Origin of the sequence: Arthrobacter sp. NPDC093139, from assembly GCF_044754165.1 — a bacterium.
In the GTDB taxonomy this organism is placed as follows: Bacteria; Actinomycetota; Actinomycetes; order Actinomycetales; family Micrococcaceae; genus Arthrobacter.
This window is the reverse complement of sequence record NZ_JBIVOO010000004.1, coordinates 146945-161532: the sequence shown is the minus strand read 5'-3', so window position 1 is coordinate 161532 and position 14588 is coordinate 146945. Positions and strand designations below refer to the sequence as shown.

10 protein-coding genes are annotated in these 14588 nt (G+C 64.0%); 8 read left to right on the top strand and 2 right to left on the bottom strand.

Annotated features, from left to right (window positions below; genetic code table 11):
- Position 1 precedes the first annotated feature (1 nt).
- From neuC to ACIP90_RS08610, 7 genes are all read left to right on the top strand, one after another.
- Positions 2-1156: a UDP-N-acetylglucosamine 2-epimerase gene (gene neuC / locus ACIP90_RS08640; protein ID WP_400578562.1), complete on the top strand. Its 1155-nt coding sequence runs from the start codon at positions 2-4 to the stop codon at positions 1154-1156.
- 5 nt (positions 1157-1161) lie between these two features.
- Positions 1162-2220, top strand: coding sequence for a sugar phosphate nucleotidyltransferase (locus ACIP90_RS08635; RefSeq protein ID WP_400578560.1), 1059 nt, complete (start codon positions 1162-1164; stop codon positions 2218-2220).
- Positions 2217-3233 carry an SDR family NAD(P)-dependent oxidoreductase gene (locus ACIP90_RS08630; protein WP_400578558.1) on the top strand — a complete coding sequence of 339 codons (1017 nt, stop codon included), beginning with the start codon at positions 2217-2219 and terminating at the stop codon, positions 3231-3233. The genes ACIP90_RS08635 and ACIP90_RS08630 overlap by 4 nt, the downstream gene beginning before the upstream one ends.
- 20 nt (positions 3234-3253) lie before the next feature.
- Entirely contained in the window at positions 3254-4408 is a 1155-nt protein-coding gene (locus ACIP90_RS08625) for an aminotransferase class I/II-fold pyridoxal phosphate-dependent enzyme (protein WP_400578557.1), read from the top strand.
- Between the two features lie 43 nt (positions 4409-4451).
- The gene (locus ACIP90_RS08620) at positions 4452-5837 is read left to right on the top strand and encodes a hypothetical protein (RefSeq protein WP_400578556.1); all 1386 of its coding nucleotides are present in this window, start codon (positions 4452-4454) and stop codon (positions 5835-5837) included.
- The gene (locus tag ACIP90_RS08615; RefSeq protein WP_400578554.1) at positions 5834-7069 is read left to right on the top strand and encodes an acyltransferase family protein; all 1236 of its coding nucleotides are present in this window, start codon (positions 5834-5836) and stop codon (positions 7067-7069) included. The genes ACIP90_RS08620 and ACIP90_RS08615 overlap by 4 nt, the downstream gene beginning before the upstream one ends.
- A 121-nt stretch (positions 7070-7190) precedes the next feature.
- On the top strand, positions 7191-9311 hold the full coding sequence (locus tag ACIP90_RS08610; protein ID WP_400578553.1) for an acyltransferase family protein: 2121 nt from the start codon (positions 7191-7193) through the stop codon (positions 9309-9311).
- A 65-nt stretch (positions 9312-9376) separates the two neighbouring features.
- Here the strand turns inward: ACIP90_RS08610 and ACIP90_RS08605 are convergent, their stop codons facing one another.
- Together ACIP90_RS08605 and ACIP90_RS08600 are read right to left on the bottom strand one after the other, a co-directional pair.
- The gene (locus ACIP90_RS08605) at positions 9377-9523 is read right to left on the bottom strand and encodes a hypothetical protein (RefSeq protein WP_400578552.1); all 147 of its coding nucleotides are present in this window, start codon (positions 9521-9523) and stop codon (positions 9377-9379) included.
- 397 nt (positions 9524-9920) lie between these two features.
- A complete protein-coding gene (locus tag ACIP90_RS08600) occupies positions 9921-13262 on the bottom strand; it encodes a GH25 family lysozyme (RefSeq protein WP_400578550.1) in 3342 nt (1113 codons plus the stop codon).
- Positions 13263-13561: 299 nt separating this feature from the next.
- On the opposite strand from ACIP90_RS08600, the gene galE reads away from it, so the two are divergent.
- Positions 13562-14581 carry a UDP-glucose 4-epimerase GalE gene (gene galE / locus ACIP90_RS08595; protein WP_400578548.1) on the top strand — a complete coding sequence of 340 codons (1020 nt, stop codon included), beginning with the start codon at positions 13562-13564 and terminating at the stop codon, positions 14579-14581.
- The last annotated feature ends 7 nt before the right edge of the window (positions 14582-14588 follow it).

The following is a 14588-nucleotide window of genomic DNA, read 5'->3' as shown; positions in this document are numbered from 1 at the left end:
CATGCGGGTACTGGGGTTCGTAGGGACGCGGGCGGATCTCTTCCCACTCGCCCCGGTCCTTGTTCAGCTGGCCGAAAATCCTGACGTGGAGTTGCACGTGGCAACGGCCGTGGGGTTCCCGGCCGGGACAGCAGCGGGCCGGCTCCGGGAAGCAGGGCTGCAGGATGGTGCGTTCGTGCACCATGACCTGGGGCTCCACTTGGACGACGCGTCCGCGCTAGGCCAGCTTGAGCTGGGTCCGAAACTGTCCGCGAGCATGGCTGAACTGCTGCAGCAGAACCGGCCAGACGCCGTCGTTGTTCTTGGCGACCGGTGGGAACTCCTGTACGTGGTGCCGGCAGTTGTCATCTCAGGCGTGCGGCTGGTGCATCTCCATGGCGGGGAAGTCACGGAAGGGGCGCTCGATGAGCGCGTCCGCCACGCGGTGACCAAACTGGCGGACCAGCACTGCGTGAGCACGGCGGGGGCCGCGCGTCGCGTGGCCCAGCTTGGCGAATCGCCGGATCGGATTCATCAGACAGGCGCCCCCGGACTCGACCGGTTCAGGAAGCCGGATCCACTGACCGAGGAAGAGTTCCGGGCAGAGTTTGGCCGGCCCCTGGTCCGACCGCTGCTGATGGTCACGTATCACCCGCCCACGGCCGAAATGTCCGGGAATGCCGGTGCCTTGGCGCGGCAGGTATTCGACGAAGCCATTGGCGCGGCGGGCACGGTGATTCTGACGTATCCGGGCTTTGACGCCGGGCGAAACGAAATCGTTGCCGAACTGGAGGACATTGCCGCCGCCGGCACCGCTATTGTCCGTGAGAGCCTGGGGCCGCTCTATCCCCGCGTCATGGCAACCATCGATGCCTTAGTGGGAAATTCCTCCTCGGGCATTCTTGAGGCTGCGACCTTTTCGGTGCCGGTCGTCAACGTCGGGGATCGGCAAAAGGGCCGCGAATGCGGCGCCAACGTCATCCACTGCCGCGACGAGCGTCCGGGGATCCACGCTAGTATTGAAAAGGCTTTGAGCGCGGAGTTCCAGGAATTGTCCCGTCAGGTGGTCAATCCGTATGGGGACTCGCATTCGTCAGAACGGATCGAACGCGTGGTGGTTGGCAGCGGACGGACGCCGCTGACCAAGGCCTTCATTGACATCGGCGCTGGAGAATGACACGTATGAGTATTGACGGGCCCCTCGGCAACGTCTGCATCGGGCAGGACGCCACCGTTAGGCAGGCGCTGGAGACTATCGACCGCGGTGCGTCCGCGATCGCCCTCGTCACCGACGAGGCGGGCAAGCTCCAGGGAGTGCTGACCGACGGCGACATCCGGCGCGGCCTGCTGAAGGGGGCCGAACTCGACGGACTCGTCCACGAGTACGCCAACCGGGCACCGCACGTCGTTGGGCCCGATGCCACGCGCGCCTCGGTGCTGGACCTCATGCGCAGCCTGCGTATAAGTGAAGTTCCGGTCGTTGACGACTCCGGCAAACTCGTCGGACTGCACACGCTGAACGACATTGTGGGGCGGACGTCCCTGAGCAATATCGCCGTCATCATGGCCGGTGGCAAGGGCACGCGCCTGGGCGCGCTGACCAAGGACACCCCGAAGCCGCTGATGACCGTCGCCGACCGGACCATCATCGAGTGGATCATCCTGGGGCTGGTGGAATCTGGCGTCACGAACATCTATGTCTCCGTGGCGTACCTGGCGGAAAAAATCATGAACCACCTCGGCGACGGCTCCCGGCTCGGCTGCACGATCAAGTATCTGCACGAGGACCCGGCCAAACCGCTCAACACCGCCGGTGCCCTGGGGCTGCTCTACCACGAGCGGCCCGACATCTCCGAGCCGGTGCTGGTCACCAACGCGGATCTCATGGTGCGCTACTCGGCTGCGGAGCTTCTCGCTTTCCACGCTTCCAAGAACGCCAGCGTGACCGTTGCCGCCCGGCCGTATGTCCACCAGGTGCCCTTCGGCGTCCTGGACATCGGCGAGAACCGCTCGGTCTCCGCTGTGGTCGAGAAGCCGAGCATTGAATTCGAAATCAGCACGGGGATTTACGCCGTATCGCCGGAGGCGCTCGCGCTGGTGCCATACCTTGAACCTTTTTCCATGCCGGACCTCGTCCAGGCCTGCATTGAGCAGTCCAAGACAGTGGCCGCATGGCCGATCGAATCCGACTGGATCGACGTCGGAACCCCCAAAGACCTAGCAACAGCGAAAGGCCAGTGATCACCTTGAATCAGCAGAACCTTACGGGCAAGACCGTGGTTGTTACGGGTGCGGACGGCTTCATCGGAAGCCACGTCACCCAGCGGCTGATCGCCCAGGGCGCCAACGTGCGTGCCCTTTGCGTCTACAACTCGAACGGTTCGTACGGGTGGCTTGATGACCTGAGCCCCGAAGAGCGTGACTCAGTGGACCTGCGCCTCGGCGACATCCGCGACGCGGAGTACGTCTCCGACCTCGTTGCCGGTTCGGACGTCGTCCTCCACCTCGCTGCCCTTATCGCGATTCCCTACTCCTACGAGGCACCCCGCTCGTACGTGGAGACGAACGTCGTTGGCACGCTGAACGTCCTCGAGGGCGTGCGCCGCCACAACGTGCCCAGGCTGGTGAACACCTCCACGTCCGAGGTCTACGGCACACCCAAGACCGTGCCGATCACCATCGAAAACGAGCTCCGCGGCCAGTCCCCGTACAGCGCGACGAAAATCGCCGCCGACAAGCTCTGCGAGGCGTGGGCCAGCTCGTTTGAGACTCCCGTTGTGGTGCTGCGCCCGTTCAACACCTATGGTCCCCGGCAGTCCGCACGTGCGGTCATTCCCACAGTGCTGCAGCAGATGGTGGCCGGCGCAGACAAGATCCACCTCGGCTCGCTGACCCCCCGCCGCGACTTCACCTATGTCACAGACACCGCCGACGGATTCGTGAAGGCAGCCAGCGCGGACATCCCGCTGGAGGGCCAGGTCATCCAGCTCGGCACCGGTTATGACGTCTCCATCGGGGAACTCGTTGAAATGGCCCGCAAGGTCACCGGATCGACGGCGGAAATCATCACCCAGGACGAGCGCGTCCGGCCGGAAGCCAGCGAAGTCATGCACCTACTTTCGGACCCGTCGCAGGCGCTGGCTGAACTCGGCTGGGCACCGCAGGTCAGCCTCGAAGAGGGCCTGCGCGAATCCGCCGAATGGATCAAGGCCCGCGGCGTGGACCTTTCCGCTGCCGCACGATACTCCCGATAGTTTTGCCAGAAAGGTCAATTGTGGCGAGCCGTATCCCCCTAGCTGTACCCAATATCGGTGAGCGTGAAGCCGAACTCGTGAACGAGGCCGTCGCCAGCGGGTTTGTCTCTTCCGTGGGGCAGTTCGTCTCCGAATTCGAGCAGAAGTTCGCTGATTACGTCGGCGCCAAGCACGCCGTGGCATGCGCGTCGGGAACCGCGGCCCTGCATATTGCGATGCGCCTGGCCGACGTTCAGCCGGGGGACCTGGTCGCCGTGTCGGACTTCACCTTCATGGCAAGTTCCAACGCGGCATCCTACCAGTTCGCCGACCTGCTTCTCGTGGACTCGCTGGCCGAGTCCTGGTGCATGGATGTTGCAAGCCTGCGCCGGGAGATCGAGCGCAGGACGGCGGCGGGGGAGAAGCTGCCCAAGGCCATCGAGATCGTGCACATCCTGGGACAGCCCGCCGATGCCCAGGCCGCGCGGGAACTTGCGGATGAATACGGCATCATCCTGATCGAGGATGCCGCGGAGGCACTCGGCGCGATGTGGACCGAGGGGCCGCTGGAAGGCCGCCACGTCGGGACCGTCGGGCACATGGGTGCGTTCTCGTTCAACGGAAACAAGATCATGACCACCGGCGGCGGCGGCATGTTCACCACCGACGATCCCGAATTGGCAGCGAAGGCCAAGCACCTGTCGACGCAGGCCAGGCTTCCGGACCGCGGCTACCTGCATGACGAAATCGGCTTCAACTACCGGCTGACGAACATCGCCGCGGCTCTCGGAGTGGCACAGCTCGAACGGTTGGACGGGTTTGTCGCGAAGAAGCGTGAAATCGCCGCACGCTACGCGGATGCCTTCGACGGCACTGAGATCGAAACCCCGCCGAGGCTCCCGGGTCAGGAATCCACATACTGGCTGTACTCCGTGCTCGTTCCGGCATCGCGCGGTGCCGGGGCCAGGGACGAACTGCAGGACTTCCTGGCGGAGGTCAACATCGAATCACGCTCCCTGTGGCGTCCGCTGCATATGCAGCCGCCGCTGAGCCATGAGTTGACCCTCGACGGCGCCATCGGCGAGGACCTCTTCGCCCGGGGCCTTTCACTGCCGTGCTCCACCGATCTCACGGAAGACGATCAGTCCCGCGTGATCGAACGGGTCCACGAGTGGCTCAAACTCAGCGGTGAGTAGCTCCGGGCGGGCAGATGTTGCCGAGTCCGGGAACAGCAGCGCCATGGAAAGAACCGGCAGGAACTCCGTCCTGTATCTGGCCGGTGCGCTCATGCAGGGGCTGGGCATCTTCCTGGTGCAGCCGTTCGCTCTCCGTGTGCTCAACGACGATGCCGAGTGGCAGGAACTCTTCCTGGCCGTCTCCGTCATCCAGGTCGGCGTGGTGCTCGGCGCCGCAGGGCTTCCGCTGGCAATCACCAAGACGTGGTTCGATCACAACGGTGCAGCCAAAGCCCGCTCGATCAGCGGCTTCCTGAGCCTGTTCGGCGCGGTGGTGGGCGTCCTCGCGGCGGCTGCCTACTGGGGGCTGGCGCGAGGCAGCGACGGCGCGTTCAGCTTCACCATTGCGCTGCTGACCATGGGCCTGCTTGCCACAGTGCTGGCAGCCCAGGCGCTGCTGCGGGCGCAGGGCCGCCCGGTGGCGTTTGTCCTGCTGAGCCTCGGTTCATCCGTGGCCGCCTACGGCGTGGGCTTGATTGCGATGCTCCTGGTGGGTGCTTCCGCGAGTGTATTCATGGTCGGCTTCGGAGCCGCGGTCTTTCTTACAGCCATCGCGTCACTGTTTGTGGCGCCGCCGGCGCCACCGTTCTCCGTTCCCGGCGCCGCCAAAGAGGCGCTGCTCATCGGCCTTCCAGTCCTGCCACACACCGGTTCCATGATGCTGCTGACCCAGGGCGCAGCCTTCCTGCTGGCAGCCCTGGCAGCCGAGGGCGTCTCCGGCGACTACGGCAAGGTGCAGATCTTTGTCTTGGGCACGGTGACGCTGCTGGGGGCTTTGAACAACGCCTGGGTGCCGGCGATCATGTCGGCCAAGCCGGGTGAAAGGCCGGAGCGCGTGCGCTCGGTGATGAAGACCGCCAGTTTCGCCGGGCTTGCGATCGTCGTCGTCGCGAGCGGCGGAGCCAACGTGGTTACCCATGTCATGGCCGTCGGGCGGGAAGACCTCATTCCCGTGGCGCAGATAATGCCCCTGATTGCCCTGGGGTACCTGCTGTATCTGAACGCGTCCTCACTGCTGTTCGCCGACAAGGTGACGTGGATTCTGGCGGTCGTGACGCCGTCGGTGCTGGTCGTTTCGGCGCTGGCGGCCCTCTGGCCGGCCTCCAGCGGCAACCTGGTGCTGATGGCGGCGACTTCTGCCGGCTCGTTTTTCCTGCTGGGCGGGGTCTACTTTCTGGTCGCACGACGACGGGCCCCCGGCGGGTGGCCGATGCGCACCTATGCGCTGTGCTGTCTTGCCGCGGCGGGGTATGTCGTGGTGCTCTTGATGGTGCCGCGGGACATCGTCTCCGGCATTATCACGGCGGGCGTGTTGGCCGTGGCGTCAGCGTGCGGGCTGGCACTATGGCACAAACGCAGGGCAAAGCGGACAGGAAGGGCTTCACAATGACTGGCACCGGCAGCCTGGAAACGGTGGCTCCGCGTTCGTCCGCCACGGAACATGCGGCGGCCAAGCCGGCCCCGCGTACCATTGTCTTCTTTGACTTCGCCCGCGGCATTTCGGCCCAGGCCGTCGTGCTGGGTCACGCCCTCAACATCTTCGTGCCGGGCATCTTCATGGTCCCCGGACAGCGTGTCTTTTACATCCAGTCCTTCGCCGTGGTCATTTTCTTCGTCCTCTCGGGCTATCTGATCACCAGTGCAGTGCTCAAGAAACGGAGCCACGCGGGGTTTACCTTCGGGAACTACCTGATGGACCGGGTCGCGCGGGTCGTTTACCCTCTTCTGCCGGCTGTTGCACTGATTGTCGCGGCAGATTTCCTCGTGTTCCACGGCTCGAGGCGTTTGCCGTTCATCACAATTGACCTGAGCCCCCAGGCGATTGCTGGCAGCTTCACGATGCTGTTCAACCACCCCGTGCTCCAAGAGGTTGCCGCGCGGACCTCGGCTTCCTGGATCGACGTCGGTCCCGTGGGAACCGGTGCACCTCTCTGGTCCGTGGTCGCGGAATGGTGGATCTATGTGGCGTTCGGGATCCTGGCACTCATTGTGCTGAACGGGAAGCGGATGGGGTTCCTGCGGGTTGCCCTTTTGCTGTTCGCCATCGCGGTCCCCGTCGGTTACATGGCCCACGGATCCTACGAATCGTTGGCCTGGATCATCGGCATGCTGTACGCCATCGCAGCCCCGACCCTGCGCCGGATGCGCATATCAGCGCACCTGTGGCTCTTTGGCCTGGCTTCCGCCGTGTTCGTGGCAGGACTGCACTACACCGGGCAAAACCTCCATGCTGCCGTGACGGTGGCGGCGTCCGCGGTGGCGTTCTGCCACCTGTTCTTCGCGCTGGAAGGAAGGGCCGCGCGCGCTGCCGGCAGTGGGGATGGCCCTGCCCGCGGGTCGTTCCGGACATCCGCCGGCAAGTGGTTCGTCTCCGGCAGCATCTTCCTTTCCAGCTTCAGTTACTCCCTGTACCTCGTGCACTTCTCCGTGATTACCTACATCTGGTTCTACCTGCATTCCGTGCTGTCGGCGTGGCAGCTGATTCTTCTGTCGCTGATCATCTGCAACCTCCTCGCCTACGCTTACTACCTGCTGGTCGAGCGCCACTTCCACAAGGTCGGCAAATGGCTGAAGCGGCACTTCCTCCCACGCAGCAAGGATGCGGCGCCGCTGCAGAAATAACGGGTTCCCGGGTGCCCGCGCCGCCGCCGGAAATGCGGGGGCGGGGTCTCACCGGGTATCGTAGACGGGATTGCCTTGGCCGAAAACTGCCGCCCCGACCCGAAAAGTAGGAGCTTCCCACGTGACCGCAGACCCCGCAACGCTCCAGCGAGCCGATCCTGCAGCGGGTTCCAAGTCCGGTAAGGCCGCGGGCTCCCCGGGACGAATCCGCGCTGATATCCAGGGGCTCAGGGCCCTGGCGGTGGGCATGGTTGTCGTCTACCACCTGTGGCCGAACCGGTTGACGGGCGGTTTCGTGGGTGTGGACGTTTTCTTTGTTATTTCGGGCTTCCTGATCACCTCGCATATCCTCTCCAGTCCCCCCTTGAGTGGCCGTGACCTGGTAGCTTTTTGGCGGCGCCGCGTGCGACGCCTTCTTCCCGCGTCGTTGCTCGTCCTTGGGGTGTCGGCCGTTGCAACACGGATTGTTGCGCCTTCATCGCGCTGGGAAGACACCGCCACCCAAATCATCTCCTCAGCACTGTATGTCCAGAACTGGACCCTGGCCGCCGGTTCCGTGGACTATCTTGCTGCGGAAAACGCCGCCTCCTCGGTACAGCATTTCTGGTCCCTGTCGGTAGAGGAACAGTTCTACCTGGTCTGGCCCATCCTGTTTTTTGCAGCCTTCTGGCTCGCCGCCCGGCTGGGGTGGAGCCGGACGACCTCGGCACAAATACTTGTTGGCGGAATCTTCGCCGTTTCCCTGGCCTACTCCATCTATGCAACCGCCGTGACGCCCGCCAGCGCCTACTTCGTCACCCCAACGCGCATGTGGGAACTGGCCGCCGGCGGCCTCGTCGCAACGTTCGCCGCCTCGCGAACGGCGGGGGAGGCCCGCGCCCGGGACTCGCTGCTTGCATGGGCCGGCATGGCGGCCATCGTGGCCGCCGGAGTCCTGTATACCGGCAGCACGCCATTTCCCAGCTACACCGCCCTTCTTCCGGTGGCTGGGACGGCGGCTGTCATCTGGGCTGATGCCCAGCAGCGGCATTCCCCAACCTCGATCCTTCAGCAGCGGCCGGTTCGGGTGCTGGGGGACCTGTCCTACTCGGTTTACCTGTGGCACTGGCCGCTGATCGTTCTGGTGCCCTATGTCAGCGGAGGAAGCCTCAGCCTGTGGGACAAGTGCCTCATCCTGGCCCTCACACTGGTTTTGTCCTGGCTGACCAAGAAGTTCGTTGAGGATCGCTTCCGTACTGCCCCGCGCGGCCAGAAGCTCAGCACCACTTTTCTGGCGGCAGCGGCTGGCATGGCAGTTGTTGTTCTGCTGGGGGCGGCACAGATAGCTGAAGTCCGGCACCGCAGCGACGTATCGGCCGGCCAGGTGGCAGCCCTTTCGCAAGAAGGAAACCAATGCTTCGGTGCAGCTGCGCTGGCAAACGCTGCAGCGGGCTGTTCGGCTGAACCCAGCGGACCGGTCACCCCGGCTCCTGAAGCCGCCATCAACGACAAATCTGACGCTTACGCTGACAATTGCTGGTCCTTCGAACCGACTTTCAAAGAACATCCGGTATGCACCTACGGATCAGGACCGACGCGCGTGGCACTGGTTGGAAACTCGCACGCGGGCCACTGGCTGCCGGCCCTTCAGACCCTCGCAGATGAGCGTGGCTGGACGATTACGACCTATCTTGCTTCTGCCTGCAACGCCACCGACGCCAGATTGAAGTTCTCGACGGCTGAGGCCGGGGCAGGTTGTGCGGAGTGGGGAAAATGGGTTCTTCGGGAGACGTCCGGTGACGCCTACGATCTCGTCGTAACTTCAGAACGGGTCGCCCGGCCGGTGGACGGGGCACCCGGTGGTGCCGGCAACCTCGCAGCCGCCGCCGCAGGATATGAAAGCTACCTGAAGAAGTGGGCCGCGGCGGGCACCCGCGTACTGGTACTCAAGGACACTCCCAACCCCCAGGCCACCATGGGATCCGTGCCGGACTGCCTTTCGCTCCATGAGCCTGACTACGCGGCCTGCTCCGGAACTGTCGGACAGTGGCACCAGCCGGACCCTCTCACCCAAGCTGCGACCAAGCTGAAACTTCCGACCATCGCCACCGCGAACATGGACAAATACTTCTGTTCCAGCGGGCACTGCCAGAGCGTCATCGGCAACGTCGTGGTCTATTTTGACGGCCACCACATGACGTCGACCTACGCGCGGACCCTGGCCCCGTATTTGGAGGATGTCATCGAACGTTCCTTGCGATAGAAAGGGCGCGGGCCACCGTCATGTTTGAAAACTGGCGGAGGCAGGCACCCCTTTCGCCGCACCTGTCATGATGAGTCCGTGAAGAGCGTGCTGTTGATCCTGATGGTCACCTCCGGAACAGTAGGCTGCTCCGTTCCCACTCCCTGCCCGGCCATCGGGTGGAGCAACTCGGCCACTGTGATCCTCGAAGGTCCAGTAGAAACCGTGGGCACGGTCGAATTCTGCGCAGACGGAAGTTGCTCCATACCTGCTCCAAAGCCGAGCACCGCTCCGAAAGCGACCGTCACCCCGGAGGCGTCCCTGGCGCCGGGCCAGGCAGAGCCCGGTGTGCCGGCAACTACGGGAACACCTGCAGTAGCAGCATCAAAATACAGGCCTTATGTCGGCAGGAAAGTCGATGAGCGCACTTGGCAGTTCAGCGCCGTCATGACCGCCCCGAAACGGGCTACCCTACGCGCGTTGTCCGCCAGCGGAGAGCTGCTTGCCGAACGCGGCGTGGATCTGGCGTGGACCCGCGTCGGAGGAAGTGCACAGTGCGGCGGGCCGGCAACAGCCGGCCCGCTTGTCCTGTCACTGCCAACCAGGTAGCCGTCAGCTGACGGCTGCGAGCTACCTTTTGGAGGGCGTTGTCATCGACACGGTCGTGGCTGGGCCGAGTACCGCTGACTGCGTGCGGGCACCCCAGGTGCCCCCGGGCAGCACGGGGTAGTAATACGTGAGTCCCGAAGGATGAACGGCAACCAGTCCCGTCGTCCCGCTGCCGCCAAGACCCGTCGTTCCGGAATACTGCCGGAACGACTGCCAGCCCGCCCCGACGACCCTCCGGGGTTCCGCAATGAAGGCCTGCTGACCGTTGGAGCGGTACAGCCGCATGGCCCCGTACGGGTCGACGGCCAGCAGATCCTGGTTGCCGTCGGCGTCGAAGTCAATCATGGCCAACGACAGTGAGTTCCAGCCGCGGCCGATCTTTACAGGCGCGTCAAGGACGGTGCCCGATCTGTTGCCCCAGTAGTGGAGGACCCCGTCAGCTCCATAGCCCACCAGCCCCGGGTAGGTGCCGGATTTCAACCAGGGGCCCGCAACGATGTTCGTCTGGGCAAAGCCGCCGGCCGCGAGCGTTTGAGGGCCAGCGAAGCCTCCAGCCGCCCCGCCCAAGTAGACAGCCAAGGAACCCGAAGTGCGCTGCGCCAGCACATCTGCGACGCCGTCGGAGTTCCAGTCGACTACATGCAGGGATTTGATGCCGGACCAGCCGGCGCCGATCAGATAGGCGCTGGCCGCCGACCCACTGCCGCGTGCCGGATTGTTCCAGAGCTTTCCTTGGGCATCTATCGTGAGGATGTCAGAGGTGCCGTTCAGCGAGGGCCTGGCGACGAGGTTGGCGCTTCCGGATATCAAGCGATCGTTCCAGTTACCGGCTTGAGAACTCCGCGTCCCGAACTTGGCTGCAACAAGTGGATAGTAAAACAACTGCCCTGAGCGGTCCCGGGCGAGCAGGCCATTGGATGTAGCCGAGGCAAAAGCCCGGGCCGGGCTGATACTGCTCATGGTGTTCCAGCCGGAACCCATGACGGTCCGGGCCTCATCGATGAAGGAGCCTGTCCCGTTGGAGCGGTAAATCCGCATCACCCCAGCGTGGTCCACGGCAGCGATGTCCTTGTTACCGTCACCGTCCGCATCTGTCATCACAATGTGCATGCGGACGAAGCCTGACCCGGCAACGCTTGGTTGGCCAAGCATTCTGCCGGCATCGTTTGGATAGTACTGGAGCGTGCCATTTTCCCCGCGGACTATGACGCCGGGGTATTTTGCTGCCCGTTGCCAGGGCCCGATAGTGACGACGGCACCTGTCAGCCCGGAGAGCACCTGGACCGGGGCTGCGAAGCCTCCGGCCGGCTGGGCGAAATGGACATTCAGGGCCCCGCCGGTGCTGACTGTTGCCAAATCGTAGAGCCCGTCTGCATTCCAGTCCGTAACGTGGGTGGAGGCGAGACCCGTAAACCCTGCACCGATCTTGGTTCCGGCGCCGATGGTGCCCGTGCCGGTTGCATGACGGTAGAGGTCACCCGCGGTATCTACCGTGACGACGTCGGTGGAGGCCTGGATCGAGGGCGTCGCCTGGGCGGGTGGCGGGGCAACCTCGAGGTTGATGTTCTCACCGCCGGCGATGAGGTAGCCGTTCCAGCCAGAACCGATGGACGCCGGCGCTCCCCAGGTTGAGTTTCCCGGAACAGGATAGTAGGTAAGCTGGCCGGCGGAACTCCTCGCCATGAGGCCGTTTGTCCCGGAACCCTTGAAATTGGTGGTGACGGTGACGCTCGTCATCTTGTGCCAGCCGCCGCCCAGCACCTTTCGAGGCTCTGCCACGAAGGCGCCATTTCCGCCGGAACGGTACAGGCGAAGCGTTCCGGCCGGGTCCTGGCCCAGGATGTCCTGATTGCCGTCGCCGTCAAAATCGATCATTGTCAGGTTGATCTTGCTCCAACCGTTGCCGATCGTGGATGCTGCTCCGAGTCCACCGCCTGAGCTGTTCCGCCAGAGCCTCAGGACGCCGGAGTCGTCGCGGGTGATGATGTGGGGGAAGTAGCTGCCTCGCAGCCAATAGCCGATGGTCAGTTGGTACTTGCTCCAGCCGGATGCCGCGAGAACAGGTCCCGTGGTAAATCCGCCTGCAGCTACGCCGAGGTAGACATTGACCCGGCCGGACGTCCACTGGGCAACGAGATCAAGGACGCCGTCGGCGTTCCAGTCGATCGCGTTGACGGACCGGACATCTGTCCAGCCTCTTCCGATCTGCCTCCTGGGCTTGAGCGTGCCGTTTCCCGTCGCGGGGTAATCCCACAGGATTCCTGAACTGTCCACGGCCACAACGTCCCCGAGCGATGTTATGGAGGGAGCAGGTATTGCGCCGTCTGCTGTCGATGCGAATTTCTGCAGCGTGGCCAGCGTGCCGTTCCAGGCGTTGGAATCGCCGGCGAATGGACCCGTGGCGCTGTACTGCCAGACGCTGTATGTCGCCCAGCCGTTGGGCATGGCGCCAACGTACCGGGAGTATGCGGCAAGATGCAGCGGCTGCCGGGAGAATGCCGACGAGTTTCCCGTGCATGTTTTCCACCAGTCCGTGGTGGTGTAGATCATCGGAAGGCGCCCGGTCCGCGCCAGAACCTGATTGGAGAAGGCTTTGATCCAGCTGACCATCGCCGCCTGGCTCATGTTGTAGCAGGAATTGCCGAGCGATGCGTACGGGTTGTATTCGATGTCGAGGAGGGGCGGCATGGTTTTGCCATCCGCGGTCCAGCCCCCGCCGTTGTTGACGAAATAGTTTGCCTGCTCCGCTGCGCTGGAAACGTTCGGGAGCGCGAAGTGGTAGGCGCCGCGGATAAGCCTCGCACTCGACGCACCCGCATACTGGGACCCGAACACCGGGTTCCGGTAAGTGGTTCCCTCGGTCGCCTTGACGTACGCGAACCGGGCGCCCATGTTGTATTGGGCAGGCCAGTTGACCGTCGGCTGGTGGCTGCTGACATCCAGGCCCTGAATGCCCGGTGCCATCCAGGTGTTGGTTGCTTCCATGGACAGAGCGTCTGCCGACCGCGTGCCGTTTTGCCGCTCGAATTGCCTCTCGTAGCTGGCGGCACGGGTCTTGGCGCCCTGGCCCATGTAGGAGCCGTGTTGTCCCATTTCAGCCCGGAGCGAATCCATGTCTATGGCTGGGGCCCCGGGTTCTTCGGCCGGTGCGGTGGTGCCGGCAGATGCGGCGGTTCCATCTGTTGCCGTGGTTTCATCCGTGGCCGCGGCCGGAGCATTGGTGCCGCCGCTCGAGGGTTCTGTTTCCGGGCCCGGGGCGGCTTGGGCGGGGAGGACACCGCCGATGCACAGCATTGCGCACAGCAGCGTGGAGATGCCCAAGCGGCCTAAGCGTCTGGCTCCCGCAAGCACTGCGGACTCCATGCATTTCGTGGAACGGATCATTGTTCTACCCCCAGCCTGAAGCTGCGGGCCGAAGTGGCCCCAGATGCTGGACTTCCCCCGAGCTGAGCCCTCTTCACACCTGCAGCGATGTTCGCATCAATCCTAGCATTTGTGGTAAAGAAGTGACGACTGGGTCTGTTGTGCATGCTGTTCGCTCTGTGACGCTTGGTCGCAATGTGGCATCTGATCGTGCTGAGGCGCCAGGGAAAGGGGCAGGTGTGCCCCCTCGACCCCGTCACAGACAAGCGGCAGGAGCTGGCTGTCTTAGACTGGGGGCCATGAAGGTTTTGGTCACCGGCGGAGCCGGGTACATCGGATCGCACACCGTACTTTGTCTGCTCGAGGACGGACATGAGGTTGTGGTGCTCGACAACCTCATGAATTCCAGTGTCGAGGCCGTACATCGCGTGGAAGAGCTCACGGGCAAGAAAGTGGCATTCCGGGAAGGCGACCTGTTGGACGCCGATGCTGTCGATGCCGTTTTTGCGGAAGGCGGCTTCGACGCCGTCATCCACTTCGCCGGGCTGAAGGCCGTGGGGGAGTCGGTCGAGAAGCCGCTGTGGTACTACAAGAACAACGTCGTCGGCACGCTCAACCTGCTGGAGAGCATGGAGAAGGCCGGCGTGCGCCGGCTGGTGTTCAGTTCGTCCGCGACGGTGTACGGCGCCTCAGAGCACGTTCCCCTGATTGAAAAGTCACCCCTGGACGCCACCAACCCCTACGGCCGCACCAAGGAACAGATCGAGGACATCCTCTCTGACCTGAGCGACGCGGATCCACGGTGGAGCATCGCGTTGCTCCGCTACTTCAACCCCGTCGGCGCGCACGAGTCGGGACGCATCGGGGAAGACCCGCGCGGCATCCCCAACAATTTGCTGCCGTTCGTTGCCCAGGTGGCTGTGGGCCGGCGGGAGAAGGTCATGGTGTTCGGCAACGACTACCCCACACCGGACGGCACGGGCGTCCGTGACTACATCCATGTGATGGACCTCGCGGCTGGCCACCTCGCCGCCCTCCGCTACCTGGAAACCAAGACCGGTTCCTTCCGCTGGAACCTAGGCACCGGCCGCGGCTCGTCCGTGCTGGAAGTCATCGAAGCGTTCGGGGCTGCGGCCGGGCACCCGATTCCGTACGAGTTCGCACCGCGGCGCCCCGGCGATGCAGCCGTCAGCTACGCGGACGCCTCCGCCGCCCTCGCGGATCTGGGCTGGTCCGCACACCGGGATCTTGCGCAGATGTGTGAAGACCACTGGCGCTGGCAAAGCTCCAACCCTTACGGCTACGCAGGGGAAGCGTAGCCCCGGA